This window comes from Arthrobacter sp. DualSoilB13, assembly GCF_055389195.1.
This window is the reverse complement of the sequence record NZ_AP035865.1, coordinates 2,875,818-2,893,437: the sequence shown is the minus strand read 5'-3', so window position 1 is coordinate 2,893,437 and position 17,620 is coordinate 2,875,818. Positions and strand designations below refer to the sequence as shown.

Annotated in this window: 18 protein-coding genes; 15 read left to right on the top strand and 3 right to left on the bottom strand. The window is 60.4% G+C overall.

What is annotated here, in order from left to right; translation table 11 throughout:
- Positions 1 to 13 precede the first annotated feature (13 nt).
- The 6 genes from ACZ5J0_RS13280 (at position 14) to ACZ5J0_RS13255 (ending at position 5,790) form a co-directional block, all read left to right on the top strand.
- The gene (locus ACZ5J0_RS13280) at positions 14 to 1,108 is read left to right on the top strand and encodes an ABC transporter ATP-binding protein (RefSeq protein ID WP_464093277.1); all 1,095 of its coding nucleotides are present in this window, start codon (positions 14 to 16) and stop codon (positions 1,106 to 1,108) included.
- The gene (locus ACZ5J0_RS13275; RefSeq protein ID WP_166840031.1) at positions 1,108 to 1,848 is read left to right on the top strand and encodes an ABC transporter permease; all 741 of its coding nucleotides are present in this window, start codon (positions 1,108 to 1,110) and stop codon (positions 1,846 to 1,848) included. Before ACZ5J0_RS13280 ends, ACZ5J0_RS13275 begins: the two co-directional genes overlap by 1 nt.
- Entirely contained in the window at positions 1,845 to 2,588 is a 744-nt protein-coding gene (locus ACZ5J0_RS13270) for an ABC transporter permease (protein ID WP_464093276.1), read from the top strand. The genes ACZ5J0_RS13275 and ACZ5J0_RS13270 overlap by 4 nt, the downstream gene beginning before the upstream one ends.
- Positions 2,585 to 3,541, top strand: coding sequence for an ABC transporter substrate-binding protein (locus ACZ5J0_RS13265; RefSeq protein WP_142938456.1), 957 nt, complete (start codon positions 2,585 to 2,587; stop codon positions 3,539 to 3,541). Before ACZ5J0_RS13270 ends, ACZ5J0_RS13265 begins: the two co-directional genes overlap by 4 nt.
- Before the next feature lie 120 nt (positions 3,542 to 3,661).
- Positions 3,662 to 4,882 carry a pyridoxal phosphate-dependent aminotransferase gene (locus ACZ5J0_RS13260; protein ID WP_142938457.1) on the top strand — a complete coding sequence of 407 codons (1,221 nt, stop codon included), beginning with the start codon at positions 3,662 to 3,664 and terminating at the stop codon, positions 4,880 to 4,882.
- A gap of 53 nt (positions 4,883 to 4,935) precedes the next feature.
- Positions 4,936 to 5,790: a polyphosphate kinase 2 family protein gene (locus ACZ5J0_RS13255; RefSeq protein WP_464093275.1), complete on the top strand. Its 855-nt coding sequence runs from the start codon at positions 4,936 to 4,938 to the stop codon at positions 5,788 to 5,790.
- Here the strand turns inward: ACZ5J0_RS13255 and ACZ5J0_RS13250 are convergent.
- Positions 5,787 to 6,053 carry an exodeoxyribonuclease VII small subunit gene (locus ACZ5J0_RS13250; RefSeq protein WP_464093274.1) on the bottom strand — a complete coding sequence of 89 codons (267 nt, stop codon included), beginning with the start codon at positions 6,051 to 6,053 and terminating at the stop codon, positions 5,787 to 5,789. The genes ACZ5J0_RS13255 and ACZ5J0_RS13250 overlap by 4 nt on opposite strands.
- Positions 6,054 to 6,126: 73 nt before the next feature.
- Positions 6,127 to 7,404: an exodeoxyribonuclease VII large subunit gene (gene xseA / locus ACZ5J0_RS13245; protein WP_464093273.1), complete on the bottom strand. Its 1,278-nt coding sequence runs from the start codon at positions 7,402 to 7,404 to the stop codon at positions 6,127 to 6,129.
- Between the two features lie 182 nt (positions 7,405 to 7,586).
- Between xseA and ACZ5J0_RS13240 the strand changes: the two genes are divergently transcribed.
- The gene (locus ACZ5J0_RS13240; RefSeq protein WP_464093272.1) at positions 7,587 to 8,450 is read left to right on the top strand and encodes a hypothetical protein; all 864 of its coding nucleotides are present in this window, start codon (positions 7,587 to 7,589) and stop codon (positions 8,448 to 8,450) included.
- Positions 8,451 to 8,474: 24 nt separating this feature from the next.
- Entirely contained in the window at positions 8,475 to 9,560 is a 1,086-nt protein-coding gene (locus ACZ5J0_RS13235) for a 4-hydroxy-3-methylbut-2-enyl diphosphate reductase (RefSeq protein ID WP_142938462.1), read from the top strand.
- Positions 9,561 to 9,649: 89 nt separating this feature from the next.
- Here the strand turns inward: ACZ5J0_RS13235 and ACZ5J0_RS13230 are convergent, their stop codons facing one another.
- Entirely contained in the window at positions 9,650 to 10,924 is a 1,275-nt protein-coding gene (locus tag ACZ5J0_RS13230) for a DNA recombination protein RmuC (RefSeq protein WP_142938463.1), read from the bottom strand.
- Between the two features lie 111 nt (positions 10,925 to 11,035).
- Here ACZ5J0_RS13230 and ychF point away from each other — a divergent pair, with 111 nt between their 5' ends.
- From ychF to ACZ5J0_RS13195, 7 genes are all read left to right on the top strand, one after another.
- A complete protein-coding gene (gene ychF / locus ACZ5J0_RS13225) occupies positions 11,036 to 12,121 on the top strand; it encodes a redox-regulated ATPase YchF (RefSeq protein ID WP_464093271.1) in 1,086 nt (361 codons plus the stop codon).
- A gap of 102 nt (positions 12,122 to 12,223) precedes the next feature.
- Positions 12,224 to 12,736: a hypothetical protein gene (locus tag ACZ5J0_RS13220; protein ID WP_464093270.1), complete on the top strand. Its 513-nt coding sequence runs from the start codon at positions 12,224 to 12,226 to the stop codon at positions 12,734 to 12,736.
- Between the two features lie 37 nt (positions 12,737 to 12,773).
- Positions 12,774 to 13,217 (top strand): XRE family transcriptional regulator, encoded by a 444-nt coding sequence (locus ACZ5J0_RS13215; protein WP_142938465.1) that lies wholly within the window; start codon positions 12,774 to 12,776, stop codon positions 13,215 to 13,217.
- Complete coding sequence (locus ACZ5J0_RS13210; RefSeq protein ID WP_464093269.1) at positions 13,214 to 13,546, top strand: HepT-like ribonuclease domain-containing protein; 333 nt, start codon at positions 13,214 to 13,216, stop codon at positions 13,544 to 13,546. The genes ACZ5J0_RS13215 and ACZ5J0_RS13210 overlap by 4 nt, the downstream gene beginning before the upstream one ends.
- A 313-nt stretch (positions 13,547 to 13,859) precedes the next feature.
- Positions 13,860 to 15,497 carry a peptide ABC transporter substrate-binding protein gene (locus tag ACZ5J0_RS13205; RefSeq protein WP_223940590.1) on the top strand — a complete coding sequence of 546 codons (1,638 nt, stop codon included), beginning with the start codon at positions 13,860 to 13,862 and terminating at the stop codon, positions 15,495 to 15,497.
- A 209-nt stretch (positions 15,498 to 15,706) separates the two neighbouring features.
- Entirely contained in the window at positions 15,707 to 16,636 is a 930-nt protein-coding gene (locus tag ACZ5J0_RS13200) for an ABC transporter permease (protein WP_142938468.1), read from the top strand.
- Positions 16,626 to 17,609: an ABC transporter permease gene (locus ACZ5J0_RS13195; RefSeq protein WP_062072945.1), complete on the top strand. Its 984-nt coding sequence runs from the start codon at positions 16,626 to 16,628 to the stop codon at positions 17,607 to 17,609. Before ACZ5J0_RS13200 ends, ACZ5J0_RS13195 begins: the two co-directional genes overlap by 11 nt.
- The last annotated feature ends 11 nt before the right edge of the window (positions 17,610 to 17,620 follow it).

The window sequence follows — 17,620 nt, the reverse complement described above, 5'->3', positions numbered from 1 at the left end:
GGTAAGCCCGGGTATGGCCGAAGCCATGATTGAGTTCAAGAGCGTCACCAAGCAATACCAAGGCGGGCAACCGGCGGTGGATGCCCTCACCATGTCCATCGACAAGGGCGCTATTACTGTGTTCGTCGGCCCCTCGGGCTGCGGCAAGACAACCTCCCTGCGCATGATCAACCGGATGGTGGAGCCCACCAGCGGAACCATCACCGTTGCCGGGGAAGATGTCTCGCGGGTTCCCGCAGCCCAGCTTCGTCGTTCCATGGGTTACGTGATGCAGTCATCAGGCCTGCTGCCGCACCGTTCCGTACTGGACAACATCGCTACGGTTCCGCGGCTCAACGGCGTTCCCAAAGCGGCGGCGAGGAAACGCGCTGCGGAACTGCTCGACGTCGTCGGGTTGGCTTCCGTTCTGGGCAAACGGTATCCGTCGAAACTTTCGGGTGGTCAGCAGCAGCGTGTGGGGGTTGCCCGGGCGCTCGCTGCTGATCCGCCGGTACTGCTGATGGACGAGCCCTTCAGTGCCGTGGATCCTGTGGTCCGTGACGAACTTCAGCAGGAACTTCTCCGACTTCAGCGGGAGCTGGCCAAGACCATCGTGTTCGTCACCCACGACATCGACGAGGCAACCGTTCTTGGCGACAAAGTGGCTGTTTTCGCCGTCGGGGGAAAGCTCGCACAGTACTCGGCGCCGGAAGAGATTCTGCGCGCACCCGCCAACGACTTCGTTGCCTCCTTCGTGGGACGTGACCGCGGTTTCCGGCACTTGGCCTTCAACGCCGCAGATGCCGTGACCTTGCACCCGGTGACCATGGTGAGTCCCTCCGACGGCCACCACGCGGGACGCCAATCGGGGGAGTGGGCATTGGTGGTCGATGACGCTTCGAGGCCACTGGGCTGGTCCTCGCCGCGCGACGGCGCCGGACTGATCCCCGGAGGGTCACTCTTTCGCAAGGGAGACACTTTGCGGCGGGCGCTGGACGCGGCGTTGTCGTCGCCGTCCGGCCTTGGCGTTGCGGTAGACGACGACGGCCGGGTGGCCGGAGTCCTGAAGGCCCCGGAAGTCCTGGCACTGATCGAAGAAGTCCGCCACCACAGGGAGGATGCCACCTGATGGAGTGGTTCCTTGCCAACAGTGGCATGGTCCTGGGGCTTGCCGGTCAGCACATTGTCCTGGCCGTCATCCCCATGATCCTTGGCCTGCTGATTTCGGTTCCCCTGGCCCAGTTGGCCAGACGTAACAGCACGCTCAGGTCAGTGGTGGCCACTGCGACGTCGCTGCTCTACACCATTCCATCACTGGCCCTGTTCATTATTCTTCCCACTATCCTGGGCACGCGGATCCTGGATCCCCTGAATGTGGTGGTGGCGCTAACAATCTATGCGGTGGCCCTGCTGGTGCGTGCTGCGATGGATGCCTTCGACTCCGTGGACGACGACCTCCGGAACGCTGCGGTGGCCATGGGTTTCAAACCCTTGGCACGCTTCTTCCAGGTGGACCTTCCGCTGTCCCTGCCAGTGCTGTTCGCAGGTCTCCGTGTGGTTTCGGTCAGCAATATCTCCCTGGTGAGCGTGGCGGCACTGCTGGGGGTGGGCAACCTGGGGGTCCTTTTCACGGATGGCTTGCAGCGCACCTTCATTACCGAAGTGGTGGTGGGCATCATCGCCATCCTGGTGCTGGCGCTGTTGATGGATGCAGTGCTGGTGGTCTTGGAGCGGCTGTTGACCCCGTGGACCCGGGCAGCTGGTGGAAAGTCGCCGCGTCCGGACACCAACGCCCTGGTAACTGAGCCCAAGACCGGGGCTGCCAAGCCCGTCGCGGCAGTACGCCCGGACCCGGGAGCGTCTGCATGAACATCTTTGCCGAAACCATCGCCTGGCTGACCAACCCCAAAAGCTGGGCCGGTAGCGGGGGAATCCCCACCCGCTTGCTGGAGCATCTGCAGTACAGCGCGTTGGTCCTGGTTATCGCCGCTGCGATCGCCATACCCATCGGCCTCTATATTGGGCACACCGGCCGTGGCCGCGTAGTTGCGGTTGCCGTGGCGGGCGCTTTGCGTGCTCTCCCCACGCTCGGGTTGCTGGTCCTTTTTGCGTTGCTGGCCGGTAGTGGCCTGATGCCTCCTGTGTGGGCGCTTGTCATTCTCACTGTGCCGCCGCTGCTGGCCGGGACCTACGCCGGCATTTCCAGCGTTGACGCCACTGTGGTCGACGCCGCCCGGGCCATGGGGATGACCGAACTTCAGATCCTGTTTCGGGTGGAAGTACCCAACGGGTTGCAGGTGATGTTCGGCGGTATTCGCACCGCCGTTCTGCAGGTCATTGCCACAGTCTCCGTGGTTGCCTACCTACCGTTGGGCGGGCTGGGCCGGTATCTATTCGATGGCCTGGTCCTGCAGGATTTCCCCAGGATGCTCGGTGGTTCCCTGCTCATAGCGGGGCTGGCCATTGCCGTGGACCTGGTCCTCGCCGGAGTGCAACGGCTCGTTATTTCGCCAGGACTCACCCTCGACTCTCGCGGCCGCCAGAAGGCAGCCGACGATCTCACAGCCGCGGCTCCCGCCGAGGCTGCCGTTCAAGGAGGTACACCATGAAAAACCCCGTCCCCATGACCCTGACGCGCCGTGGTCTCGGCGGCCTCGCCGCTGGACTGGGCGTGGCCCTCGCTTTGAGCGCGTGCGGCGGCAGCCCCTTGGCCACCCCGTCCACCTCCGCAGCCAGTGGCTCCGCCGAAGGCGGCTCGTTGGTGGTTGGCTCCGCTGACTTCCCGGAGAGCCAGGTTGTCGCAGAGATCTATGTGGGTGCCCTCAACGCTGCTGGTCTGACGGCAACGTCCAAGCCGAATATCGGTTCGCGCGAGATCTACTTCAAGGCGGTCCAGGACGGCTCCATAGACCTCGTCCCGGACTACTCCGGCAACCTCCTGTCCTATGTGGACACGGAAGCTACCGAGGTCTCCGCCGACGACGTTTACAAGGCACTCCCAGGCAAGCTTCCGGAAGGCCTTGCAGTCCTGGAGCCGGCCAAGGCCGAGTCCAAGGACGCCATGGTGGTCACTAAGGCCACCGCCGAGAAGTACCAGCTGAAGTCCATCGAGGACCTGGCGAAGGTGTGCAAGGACTTCACCATGGCTGCACCGGCCACTTTCGAGACCCGCGCCTACGGCTTCCCGGGACTGAAGGCCAACTACGGTTGTGAGCTCAAGGGTTTGCAGCCTTTCAATGACGGTGGCGGCAATCTGACGCTCCAGGCCCTCCTCGAAGACAAGGTCCAGGTGGCGGACATTTACACCACCACTCCGTCCATCGCAGATAATGACCTTGTGGTCCTGGAGGATCCGAAGAACAACTTCAAGGCCCAGCAGGTCCTGCCGTTGGTCAAGGAAGCCAAGATGACGGACAAGGCCAAGGAAGCACTCAACAACGTCTCCAAGATCCTCACCACCGAGGACCTGATCAACCTGAACCGCGCAGTCAGTGGCGACCAGAAGCAGGCCCCCAAGGACGCAGCCGCAGCCTGGCTGAAGGACAAGGGAATCGTCAAGTAACACCTGAACAAAACCGCGTACGACGGCGGTGACGGGCCCGCGCGGGACCGTCACCGCCGTCGTCGTTTCTGTGAGTTAAGTCTCAACTAAACTCCATCACCCGTATGGCATATTTGAGGGATGGCGAATTTCAAGCAGTCCACCAAGCTTCATAATGTGCTTTACGACATCCGTGGACCGATTCTTCAGGCCGCCCAGCAAATGGAAGCAGAGGGTCATCGGATCCTCAAACTGAACATCGGAAACCCGGCACCTTTTGGTTTTGAAGCGCCCGACGCCATTTTGGTGGACATGATCCGGCACTTGCCTAATGCCCAGGGCTACAGCGACTCCCGTGGCATTTTCTCTGCCCGGACCGCGGTCTCGCAGTACTACCAAACGCGTGGCATCCAGAACATCCACGTTGACGATATCTACCTGGGCAACGGGGTCAGTGAGCTCATCACCATGTCCCTCATGGCGCTCCTGGACGACGGCGACGAAGTGCTGATTCCCACTCCGGATTACCCGCTGTGGACCGCCTCGGTGGCCCTTGCCGGGGGCCGTCCCGTGCACTACCTCTGCGACGAAGATTCCGGATGGCAACCCGATCTTGAGGATATGGAATCCAAGATCACGCCGCGGACCAAGGGCATTGTGGTGATCAACCCCAACAACCCCACCGGAGCCGTCTACCCGGAGGAGACCCTCAAGAAGATCGTGGCTTTGGCGGAGAAACATGGACTGGTTCTCTTCGCTGATGAGATCTACGAGAAGATTCTCTACGAAGACGCCGTCCATGTGAATCTCGCCGGGCTCACCGGGGACGACGTCCTGTGCCTGACGTTCAGTGGATTGTCCAAGGCCTACCGTGTGTGCGGTTACCGCGCCGGCTGGATGGCCATTTCCGGTCCCAAGAAGGATGCTGCGGACTATCTTGAGGGCATCAACCTGCTGGCCAACATGCGGTTGTGCGCCAATGTTCCTGCACAGCACGCCATCCAAACTGCGCTGGGGGGCTACCAAAGCATCAACGACCTCATCCTGCCCGGCGGCAGGCTCCTGGAGCAGCGCAATAAGGCCTACGACCTCTTGAACGAGATTCCCGGCGTCAGCACCCAGCAGGCTCGAGGTGCCCTCTATTTGTTCCCGAAGTTGGACCCGGAGGTCTTCCACATTCGGGATGACGAGAAGTTCGTCCTCGATTTGCTGAAGGAACAAAAAATCCTGGTTTCCCACGGACGTGCCTTCAACTGGGTTCGACCGGACCACTTCCGAATGGTGACCTTGCCCAACGTCAAGGACATTGAAGAAGCGATTGGCCGCATGGCGGACTTCCTGTCGAGGTACCCGGGCAACTAGCCTGAGGTCCATAGCCGCGCCACGGAGGCGCGGCAGGGCAGAAAGGCATGCCGATGGCTGCAGCAGTTGAGTTCGCCACAAGTCCGGCCGAAGCCCTCAGGGTGGGATCAGGGTTTTCGCTGGCAGAAGTGGATCCTGAATCCACCCCCGGCTACACAGGCGCGAAAGCGGATGGCACAGAACTGCTGGGGGCGCAGGACGCGCAGCTGGCGGAGCTGCAGGAGAAGCTCTTTGCCGCTGGTAGGGCCGGCAGCCAAAAACGGCTCCTGCTGATACTCCAAGCCATGGACACTGCGGGCAAGGGCGGCATCGTCAGCCACGTGGTGGGGGCCATGGATGTGCAAGGCGTTCAAGTGTCCGCTTTCAAAGCCCCAACTGACGAGGAAAAGGCGCACGACTTCCTGTGGAGGATCGAAAAGCGGGTTCCCGACGCCGGGATGGTGGGGGTCTTCGACAGGTCACACTACGAAGACGTCCTGATCCACCGCGTCCACGGCTGGGCTGACGCTCCCGAGCTGGAACGCAGGTATGCCGCGATCAATGACTTCGAGGCTCGCCTTACCGAGCAGGGAACCACCGTGGTGAAGGTCATGCTCAACATCAGCAAGGACGAGCAGAAGAAACGCCTCATTGCCAGGCTGGACGATCCCACCAAACATTGGAAGTACAGCCGCGGTGACCTCGCGGAGCGTGCATTCTGGGACGACTACATGGACGCCTATCGCGTTGCCTTCGAGAAGACCTCCACGGAGATTGCTCCCTGGCACGTGGTGCCGGCCAACAGGAAGTGGTACGCGCGCATCGCAGTGCAGCAACTCCTGTTGGATGCCCTCGGTGGGCTGCAGCTGGACTGGCCCAAGGCTGACTTTGACGTCGCCGAGGAACGCGCCCTCGTGGAGGAGTCCTAAACGGTCCGGTTGCCGGGTGCCGAAGTGCCGTCGTCGTTGCTTGCATCGCGGGCGGTTGCCAGGCGCTGACGGGCTCCTTCAAGCCAGTCCTCGCAGCGCTTGGCCAATGCCTCGCCGCGTTCCCAGAGAGCCAGCGATTCTTCCAAACTGGCTCCGCCTGCCTCCAGGCGTCCCACCACCGCCACAAGTTGTTCGCGGGCTTCCTCATAGCTCATCCCGTCAAGGGATTCCGGGGTAGGTGCTGTCTGGTTGTTCTCAGTCATGGTGGTCCTTCGTGGTGGTGACGGTGTAACCGGCGCATCAAGTTCGGGTGAGAGGTGGGTGCTGGGAGGGTTGTCAGCGTTCCATAAGCTGACCCGATCCAGCCGAGACTGCCCTGAAACGACCCTCAGCTACCCGAACGCTCAGTGGAGTTCCGTCCGGAGCTTCTTCGGGGCTGCTGACCACGTGGTGACCCGCTTGGTCCTGGCCAATGAGCTGAACGACGGCGTAGCCCCGGTCCAGCGTCTTCTGGGGTGACAGGGCGCGAACCTGCGCACGGAGGTGGTGGACCTGGTCCAAGGCCCGGAGAACCGCGGTGCTGACCGCTGAATGAGTTCGTCGCTGGAGGCGGTGGATGTCCTCGGAACGGGCATCCACCATCGAAGAGGGGGTGGCCAGGACGGGCCGGGACCTCAATGCGTGGAGCCGATCAGTCTCCCGGTCCACCATGCGGCCAATGCTCCGGCGAAGATGGTCCCTGGCCTGCCGGACCATGGCCAGTTCCTCGGCCACATCCGGAACGATTCGTTTGGCCGCATCAGTGGGTGTTGACGCCCGGAGGTCCGCGACGTCGTCCAGGATAGGACGGTCGGCTTCATGGCCGATCGCACTAACAACCGGTGTAGTGGCCGCAGACACGGCACGGATGAGGTCCTCATTGCTGAAAGGCAGGAGATCTTCCAAAGCGCCGCCGCCGCGGGCAAGGACAATCACATCCACGTGCGGGTCGGCATCCAGTTTCTTCAAGGCGGCTATGATCTGTGAAACGGCGTTGTTGCCCTGGACAGCCACTTCGCGGACGTCAAACTCCACCGCCGGCCAACGCAAAGCAGCGTTGCGCATGACGTCCTTCTTGGCATCGGAATCCCTGCCGGTAATGAGGCCGATGCGGTGGGGAAGAAGAGGAAGCTTCCGCTTCCGGGAGTCAGCGAACAGGCCCTCGGCCGCCAGCGCCTGGCGCAGCCGTTCAATTCTTGCCAGCAGATCGCCGAGGCCTACCGGACGGATGTCCTTCACGGACATGTTCAGGCGTCCTGTCTTCACCCAGAAGTCCGCTTTCACCAAGGCAACCACGCGGGAGCCACGTTCCAGGGGTATCTTCTGGCGGTCAAGCACCGTTGACCACACAGATGCAGGGAGTGAAATCTCCGCGTCCACATCACGCAAGGTCAGAAAAGCGTTACCGCCCCTGCGGTTCAGTTCGATGACCTGACCCTCAATCCACGCAGCCGGCGCCCGCTCTATGTGTGCCTTGAGCTTGCGGGAGAGCAACTGCAGGGGCCATGGATTGTCCGGGCTGGTCTCAGCAGCGGTCCCAGGCAGCGTCGATTCCGGCGTTGCTTCAGCGGACATGGGTGGTCCATGCCTGGTTCAAGCGCCGTGTTTGTACCTGCATTGTCATTGTCCTCGCTCAGGGGTGCGGCTGTGGTGCCAACCGGCCTTCCAACTCTATCCATAGCTTGGGCGAGGCCTCCGACATTTTTTCTGCTATGTGGACACACCTAGGATGGTGGCATAGCCCCCGAACCCCGAGGATGACCTTGCGTAGTTTTGTTTCAGCATTGGGAGTGATCCTCGCTTTACTCCTCACAGCCGTCGCCGTTCCTACCGCGTGGGTTGACCAGAACATCGTCAAAGAAGAGGGCTTTGTCCGGATGGCAGGTGCACTGGGCAATGATCCGGAATTCCAAAGCAAACTGGCCGCTGCCGCAGTTGGAACCTTCGAGTCATCCGTGGATCTCCCAGGGCCCATCCAATCGTTGGCGGCTGACGCACTCCGCAGCGCTGCATCTGGAGTGCAATCGTGGAGCGACTACCCCCGGGCGTGGGAAGAGACAGTGCGCAACAGCCACAGGTTGAACTTCGGCGCGGCGAACCAATCAGAGGAAGCAGCCACCACCTCTGCGCTGGTCCTTGATATCAGCCCCATGGTCAGACTCATTCGCGATCATTTCGCCGAGGCCACCCGGATCCGGATTGATGTTCCAGCGGAAAGCCTGGTCTCTCTGGGGGAGCCCTCCCACCGCCAACTGGTGGAGCGGGTGGCTGCGTTTGCGCCCCTATGGTGGGTGGCCGCACTCGGCGCTCTCATTTCCTTATTGCTGGCTCTTGTGGTTGCACGCAGGCGTTCCCTGGTGCTGGTCTTCGTTGGGCTTGGCGGCCTGGCGCTGGCTGCGCTCTGGACGGCGGGCGCGGACCTGGCCGGAGGAGTAGTGGGTAACCTGTCCAGCGCAAACGGTGTGGCTGAGCTTTTCAAACAAGAGTTCTTCACGGCCGCAAAGACAAGCTTCGGGCAATGGATCCTGATCGCAGCGGTGACATCCGGCGCATTGTTTGTGGCAGGCGTCATAGGATCCTTCGTGTCAGGGCGACGACGGTCACGTTCGGCCCCCGGGTAAAGGCCGGGCCGGTAGCATGGAGGAATGACCAGCACAGCAGTTTCCATTCCTATGCCCACGGTGCCCCGCAGACGCCGTTCTCCGGAAGAGGTCCAGGCAGCGGCGCCCGTCACGGGTCCCAAGAAGGTCCTGTTGGCGGCCCCTCGAGGTTATTGCGCTGGCGTAGACCGGGCTGTCATTGCTGTGGAAAAGGCTTTGGAGCACTACGGGCCTCCCGTCTACGTACGCAAGCAGATCGTCCACAACGTGCACGTTGTTAGCTCCCTGGAGGAGCAAGGCGCCATCTTCGTTGAGGAAACCGACGAGGTCCCCGAAGGCGCACTGGTCATCTTCTCCGCACACGGCGTCTCACCTGCAGTGGTGCAGTCAGCCGAGGATCGCGGATTGCGCACCATCGATGCAACCTGCCCTCTGGTCACCAAAGTGCACAAGGAAGCTGTGCGCTTTGCCAAGGAAGATTACGACATCCTGCTCATTGGCCACGAAGGCCACGAGGAAGTCGAAGGAACAGCCGGCGAAGCTCCGGAGCATATCCAGATCATTAACGGGCCCCATGAAGTGGACAAGGTCACCGTCCGTGACCCTGAGAAAACCATCTGGCTTTCTCAGACCACGCTCAGCGTGGACGAAACCATGGAAACCGTTCGCCTCCTCAAGGACCGTTTCCCCACCCTGCAGGATCCGCCCAGCGATGACATTTGCTATGCCACCACCAACCGGCAGGTGGCTATCAAGAAGATCGCCCCGCAGGCTGACCTCGTGATCGTTGTTGGTTCGGCCAACTCTTCCAACTCCGTGCGCTTGGTTGAAGTAGCGCTGGAATATGGTGCCAAGAGCTCGTACCGCGTGGATTTTGCCAATGAAGTGGACGAGTCCTGGTTCGAGGGCGTTGCCACCGTGGGCGTGACTTCCGGCGCTTCCGTTCCTGAGGTGCTCGTCAAGGATGTTCTGCGGCTTCTGGCTGACTACGGTTACGGTGAGGTCCAGGAAGTGGTGACAGCAGAGGAAGACCTGCTTTTCTCGCTTCCCAAGGAACTGCGGGCCACCTTGAAAAAGGCCGGCGACGTCACACGCGCCCTTGGTGGTCGCGGAAACCGCACAACGTCCTAGCAAACAGTTGCTAGACAACTTGCCCGCAGTGGTTACCTTCCTTCGGGAAAATCTCCACTGCGGGCCAGTTCAGTTAAGCGGCATATCTTCTAGGCTGCCGACTCCCGGTCGTCGCTGTCATCTTGGTCGCGGGCTGTCTCCTGATGTCCGAGGGTGTCAACCGCCAGCAACTCCGGGGCTGCCAACGCGCGGGGGACAACCTCGACGGATATCGGTGCGGACAGGCCGGCATCGTCCATGGTGTTGAGCTTTCGCGCCGTCGGGAGAACCCGGGCCTCCAACGTGCCCACCATGGCGTTATAGCGATCCACGGAGGTCTTCAATGAGCTTCCCAGCTTGCTGACATTGTCCCCGAGGGTGCCCATGCGTTCGTACAGTTGCTTGGCGAGCTCGAACAGCTCATGGGCGCTGTCGGTGAGGACATCCTGTCGCCAAGTGAAGGCTACGGACTTGAGGACCGCCAGCAGGGTGCCTGGCGAGGCGAGAACTACATTCCTGGACAAAGCGTGTTCCAGCAGGGCAGGGTCGGCCTCAAGGGCTGACGCCAGAATGGACTCTGCCGGAAGGAAGCAGATCACCAGCTCGGGGGAGTTCCCAGGAATGTCCCAGTACTTCTTGGCCGCCAACGCATCGATGTGGGCCTTGAGAGCCTTTGCATGCTGTGCCAGCAGCGTCTTGGAGTCATGGCTGATGGCAGGACCTACCGACTCACCGAAGGATCCGTCTCCGTGGAGTTGTTCCTGCGCAGCGAGGTAGGAAGCCAAGGGCACCTTGGCATCTACTACCAGCTGCTTACCACCAGGAAGCTGAACCACCAGGTCCGGCCGCAGCGTGTTGTCGTTACGGCCCGAATGAACCTGCTCATGGAAGTCCACGTGCTTGAGCATTCCAGAGGCCTCCACCACTCTGCGGAGCTGAACCTCGCCCCACTGGCCGCGTGCACTGTTGGAACGGAGTGCTGAGGCCAAGGCGTGCGTTGACCGCAAGAGCTGTTCGTCGGATGAACGCGCATCCTGCAATTGCTGGGCCAGTTGGCCGTACTGCTCCACCCTGTCCCGCTCGAGCAGCGATACCTGTTGCTGCACCGCTGTGAGCTTTTCGGCCACGGGAGCGAGCGCGCGCAAAACACTGCCGTCGGAGTTCCTTGCTGCGCTCAACTCCCGGTTCTGTGTGAACAAAAGCCGCCGCTCGGCGTCGGCGGCTGCCAGCTGTGCCGTCACTTCCGAAAGCCGTGACGAAACGGCATCAAAGTCCTCCTCCAGCCCAGCGCCCCGGCGTCGGAAGACAATATAGCCGGCCGCAAGCCCAACCGCGGCGCCAATCAGCAGCATGAGCAGGGCCAATACCAATCCAAATCCATCCATGTGGCAACCCTGTCACAGGGGTACGACAGTTTTAGCGAGGCTGTACGCGTGGGCCCGGTTTGCGGGTGGTGGCAACCCCGGACGTGGTTCCAACGGGTAGAATCAATGCTCGTGGCTCTTACTATTGGCATCGTCGGACTGCCCAACGTCGGCAAATCAACTCTTTTCAATGCACTGACTCGTAACCAGGTGCTCGCTGCGAACTATCCGTTCGCAACGATTGAACCCAACGTCGGCGTGGTGAACCTTCCCGATCCGCGTCTGGCGAAGCTGGCGGAGATCTTCGGTTCGCAGAAGTTGCTGCCCGCTCCGGTGTCCTTCGTGGACATCGCAGGCATCGTGAAGGGTGCCTCGGAAGGCGAAGGCCTGGGGAACAAATTCCTGGCCAACATCCGCGAAGCGGAGGCCATCGCGCAGGTGGTTCGTGTTTTTGATGACCCGGATGTCATCCACGTCGATGGCAAGGTTGATCCGCGCTCCGACATGGAAACCATCAACACCGAGCTGATCCTTGCTGATCTTCAGACCATCGAAAACGCCATCCCGCGTATCGAAAAAGAAGTCAAGATCAAAAAGCGCGAAGCAGCTGAACTGGCCGCCATCAAGGCAGCCCAGGCAGTCCTGGAACGCGGCGACACCATCTTCTCCTCGATCAAGAGCGACAAGCTGGAGATGGAGCACCTCAAGGAGCTCGGGCTTTTGACTGCCAAGCCCTTCATCTACGTCTTCAATGCCGATGAAGGCATCCTTGGTGACCAGGAAAAGCAGGATGAGCTGCGTGCTTTGGTGGCCCCTGCTGATGCGGTGTTCCTTGATGCCAAGCTCGAATCCGACCTCGTTGAACTGGACGAGGAAGAAGCCCGCGAAATGCTGGAAATGAACGGCCAGAGCGAATCCGGCCTGGACCAGTTGGCCCGCGTTGGGTTCCACACCCTTGGCTTGCAGACCTACCTCACAGCCGGTCCCAAGGAAACCCGTGCATGGTCCATTCGCCAAGGCGACACTGCGCCTCAGGCCGCTGGCGTGATCCACTCCGACTTCCAGCGCGGCTTCATCAAAGCTGAAGTTGTTTCCTTCGACGATCTCATCGACGCCGGTTCCATGGCTGAGGCCAAGTCCCGAGGCAAGGTCCGTATTGAAGGCAAAGAGTACGTGATGGCCGACGGCGACGTGGTGGAGTTCCGCTTCAACGTGTAGGTCCACAGCCAAAAAATCCTTGGTCCGCTCGCAGACCATGCGTTATCCACATATGGCCACTGGCCGGGCCTTCCGAGGTCAGCCAGTGGCCATACTTGGCAAATGGGAATCAGATACTACGCATATGCCTTCGACGCTGACGTCACGGACTTAGTCCTCGCCGATCCGAGACGCTTTTTATCGACAGACCCAATTGCTGACGCTTGGGGTCTCAAAGCTGCCGACGGGTTTGAGATCGCCACCTTCGAACAAGCCGTACCGGAGTGCGACATGCTCTACCTGGACAAAGCATGGCGCTACTTGCAGGCCTTCTTCGCGCCCTCAAGGGCCGGAGGCGAAGCAAGGCCTGCGTTTCGCATGTTTGAAGGTGCAGTGACCATGCATCATGACGGGTGGGAATCATGGGTGCGCGTCCTTCCTCCGTCCGACGTGGTGGCCATTGCCGAGGATCTGCACGATGTATCTGACTCGGAGTTCGGCGACTGGCTGCAGGAGTACTTGCCGACCGAGAGGGACTCGAATGTCCCGTACGGTGTTGGCTATCTCCAACAGGCCCGGGTTTTCGTCACGGATCTGGCGGCCGTCGGTCGCGGGCTGGTCTACCTGATTGGCTAAAAGCCAGCGACGACATATCACGCGATATCATGGCTGCATGGGAAACGCGGTGAGGGAAGTCCGTGAGGCTGCTGGCATCAGCCAGGGCGAGTTGGCTCGGCGCTCTGGGGTGGCCCAGCCAAACATTGCTGCTTACGAAGCTGGTCGGCGCACGGCATCCCCGGTGATGTTGGACCGTCTTCGTGCAGCAGCGCGCCCTTTGCCGCATGAAGTCCTTGCATCGCGGGGCCAGGAATTGCTTCAGCTGGCACTGCGCTATGGTTTCAGCAATGTTCGCGTCTTCGGTTCTGTGGCCCGCGGACTCGATCGCCCAGGAAGCGATCTGGACATCCTGGTCACACGATCACCCGGCGTCGGGTTATTGACTGTCGCGGCGTTTGCCGCCGAAGCAAGTGAATTGTTGGGGGTAGAAGTTGACGTCGTCACCGATGGCGGCTTGCGGGAAGATCACGAAATCCTGACCACCGCGGTGGCCCTATGAATCAAAGGGACGCAGCCGCACTCAGAGAGATCGTCCGTTTGTGTGGCGTCGGGGCTGCCCTCGTCAAGCGCGGCCGTGCCTGGTACCTCGGCGACGCTGACAATGTGCCGGGCTTGGCGGCGGAGTCGTTGATCATCAAAATCGGAGAAAATGTCGCTCGCTTGAGCATCGAGACGACCGATCGGTACCCCGAAGTTCCGTGGTCTCTGATCAAGCGAATGCGGGATCGGCTCGCGCATCACTATGAGGGGACAGACTACGACGCGGTCTGGGACACCCTCGACGCTGACTTACCGACGATAGAGCACCTTATCCGATCGATCAACTAGTTCCTCTATCAGGAGCCTCGATCCACTGTATGTTCAGCGCGGACCGGGGCTCCTTTTTCGTCTGAAAATCGTCCTGTCCTGCTGTCAGACAGCGTATGCTACCACCGAGTAACGTTTGACTTGAAATCCGCGGCAAATTAGGCATGTGTAGGTTGCGGAACGGTTACAGTTTGGCCAGCATGTCCCATCATCTGGACACAATGTGGGTAGGCTTACACTCACATGTAGGCAACGTCACAGTAGGAAACTGTGCCTGTGCCTGGGGGAAATCACGAATTTTCCCTGCTCAACTCCACGACTCATAGGAGGCGGAATGCGTTTCTCGCGCACTTCCAAAGCTCTAGGCGTAGCGGCGATCATCGCCCTCGCAGCTACCGGTTGCGGTGGCGGCGGCAGCAACGACTCCGGTACATCCGCGGGCGACCCGAACAAGGTCATCATTGCCGACGGCTCCGAGCCGCAGCGTCCGCTCATGCCGGCTGACATCAACGAAGTCGGCGGTGGCAAGATTGCCACGCTGATCTTCTCTGGCCTTGTCAGCTATGACCCTTCCGGCAAGCCGGTGAACGAGTTGGCGGAGTCCATTGAGGCGCCTGACGCGCAGAACTTCACCATCAAGATCAAGAAGGACCAGAAGTTCACCAATGGTGACGCCATCACGGCCAAGACCTTTGTTGACTCCTGGAACTACGGTGCAGCGGCAAAGAACGCGCAACTGAGCGCCACCTTCTTTGAGAGCATCAAGGGTTACGACGAAGCCAGTGCAGAGGGTTCCACGGTGGACACGCTGTCCGGCCTGAAGGTTGTCGATGACACCACCTTCACCGTCGAACTCAAGCAGCCGGAATCTGACTGGCCGCTCCGTCTCGGTTACACGGCGTTCATGCCGGTTCCGGCGGCAGCACTTGCCGACCCCAAGACCTACGGCGAGAAGCCCGTGGGCAACGGCCCGTACAAGATGGCGGAGAACGGTTGGCAGCACAACGTGCAGATCCAACTGGTCCCGAACCCCGATTACAACGGTCCCCGTAAGGCAAAGAACGGTGGCGTGACGTTCAAGATCTTCCAGAACGATGACGCTGCCTACCAGGATCTGCTGTCCAACAACCTGGACATTCTGCAGGTCATCCCCACGAGCGCCCTCAAGAACTTCAAGTCTGATCTTGGCGATCGATTCATTGAGAAGCCGTACGCAGGCAACCAGACCATTGCTATCCCGGAGTACCTTCCGGAATGGAGTGGCGAGGCTGGCAAGCTCCGCCGTCAGGCAATCTCCATGGCCATCAACCGGGAAGAGATCACTAAGGTGATCTTCAGCGGTGGCCGCCAGCCGGCCAAGGACTTCACTGCCCCCGTCCTCGACGGTTACAGCGACAGCATCCCGGGCTCGGATAACCTGAAGTTCGACGCCACCAAGGCCAAGGACCTCTGGGCCAAGGCAGATGCAATCCAGAAGTGGGACCCGAACACGGCCTTCACCATTGCGTACAACGCTGACAAGGGCGGCCACAAGGCTTGGGTTGAGGCTCTCACCAACCAGCTGAAGAACAACCTCGGCATCAAGGCCGAGGGACTTCCCTTCGCAACGTTTAAGGAAGCACGCGATCTTGCAACCACCGGCAAGCTCACTGGCGCCATCCGCGCAGGCTGGCAGGCAGACTACCCGTCGCTGTACAACTTCCTCGGCCCGATCTACAAGACCGGCGCTGGCTCGAACGATGCCCGCTATGAGAACCCCACCTTTGACAAGGCTATCTCTGACGGACTCTCCGCACCTTCCGTTGCCGAAGGTAACAAGGCAATGAACAAGGCACAGGAAATCCTTCTGCAGGATCTTCCCGCCATCCCGCTGTGGTACCAGGTTTCACAGGGTGGCTGGAGCACTGGCGTCTCCAATGTTGACTACGGCTGGGACGGCGTTCCGCTGTACTACAACATCACTGGCAAGTAACCGCGAAACGGCGGCGGGGGTGCTCAGCTGAGCATGTCCGCCGCCGTATCACGTTGCAAATCAATGACGCCCAACTACGGTTGGGCGTCCTTGTGCAGGCCTACTTGCCCCGGCAGGGAACGTTTGCACATCAGACGAAAAGGTTCTTTGATGAACAACTCCGCTGCACCCCTGGACAGGGTGCCTGCTGATCGGGGTGTGATGCGCTGATGGCCACATACATCCTCAAACGATTCCTCCAGCTGATTCCAGTTTTCCTGGGGGCCACACTGCTGGTGTACTTCCTGGTTTTCAGCCTTCCCGGCGACCCCATTGCCGCCTTGTTCGGTGATAAACCGGTTAACGAAGCGGTTGCTGCGAAACTACGGGCTCAGTACAATCTGGACCAGCCTTTCTTCATCCAGTATTTGCTGTACCTCAAGAGCATCTTCACCTTCGACCTTGGCCAGGACTTCTCCGGCCGGCCCATTGCCGCCGTCCTCGGCGAGGTCTTCCCAGTCACAGCCCGGCTTGCCGTGATGGCTCTGATTTTTGAAGCGGTCTTCGGCATCGCCTTCGGCCTCATCGCCGGTCTTCGCAAGGGAAAGCTCTTCGACGGCACCGTCCTGATCGCCTCGCTAATCGTCATCGGTATCCCGATCTTCGTGCTCGGCTTCATTCTTCAATTCTTCATCGGTGTGCAGCTGGGGTGGGCTAAACCAACTGTCAGTGCGGCCGCGACAGTGCAGGACTTGATCCTGCCTGCAATCGTTCTTGGCCTCGCGTCGTTCGCTTACGTTCTCCGTTTGACCCGGACCAGCGTCATCGAGAACATGAATGCCGACTACGTCCGGACAGCCACGGCAAAGGGGTTGTCCCGTTTCAGGGTGGTCAACGTCCACATTTTGCGTAACTCGCTTATTCCAGTGGTGACGTTCCTGGGCGCAGACCTTGGCACCCTGATGGGAGGAGCGATTGTCACAGAAGGTATCTTCAACGTTCCCGGCGTAGGCAACAGGCTTTATCGGGCCGTCCTGTCGGGTGAGGGACCCACGGTGGTCTCCATTGTCACGGTGTTGGTGTTGATCTACTGCCTCTCCAACTTGCTTGTTGACCTCCTTTACGCCTGGCTTGACCCGAGGATCCGCTATGACGCCTGAAAGTAACCTGACCGGGCAGGACACCACCCGGCGACACATTGAGCACTTCGTTGCCGATCTTGACGAAACGCCGCTGCAGGCAACCGACAAGGTCAAGGAAGACAGCGCTCCCTCCAGCCTTTGGGGTGAGGCATGGAAGAACCTGCGCAAGCAGCCATTGTTCATCATCTCGGCCATCATGATCCTGGCCGTAGTAGTGGTTTCCCTCTTCCCGGGTTTGTTCTCTCAAATTGATCCCTCCAACGAAGCCTGCCAGCTGTCCAACTCAGACGGCGGACCGGCATCGGGTCACCCTCTTGGCTTCACGCAACAGGGCTGCGACGTTTACGCTCGCGTCATTTTCGGTACCCGATCGTCGGTGACCGTCGGCCTGTTCACGACCATCGGCGTCGTCCTGTTCGGGGGCATCGTTGGTGCCCTCGCCGGATACTACGGCGGTTGGGCGGATGCACTGCTGGCCCGCCTGACGGATATTTTCTTCGCACTGCCGCTGATCCTTGGCGCCATCGTGATGATGCAGCTCCCCGTTTTCCGTGCGAACCGTACGGTATGGACGCTGGTGTTGATTCTTATCGTCTTCGGGTGGCCGCAGATTGCCCGCATCACCCGAGGCGCAGTGATCGAGGTCAGAAATGCTGACTTTGTGGTGGCCGCGCGATCCCTTGGTGTTTCGCGTTTCCGTTCGCTGCTGCGCCATGTGCTGCCGAACTCGCTGGCTCCGATCATCGTCGTGGCAACCATCTCCCTCGGCACCTTTATCGTTGCCGAGTCCACCCTTTCCTTCCTTGGAATCGGGTTGCCACCGAGTGTCATGTCGTGGGGCAATGATATTCAGGCCGCACAGGCATCCTTGCGATCCAATCCGATGCCCTTGCTTTACCCGGCAATAGCTCTATCCATCACAGTCTTGAGCTTCATCATGCTGGGCGACGCCCTGAGGGATGCGCTGGACCCCAAGGCGCGTAAACGATGAAAGGCGAAGCC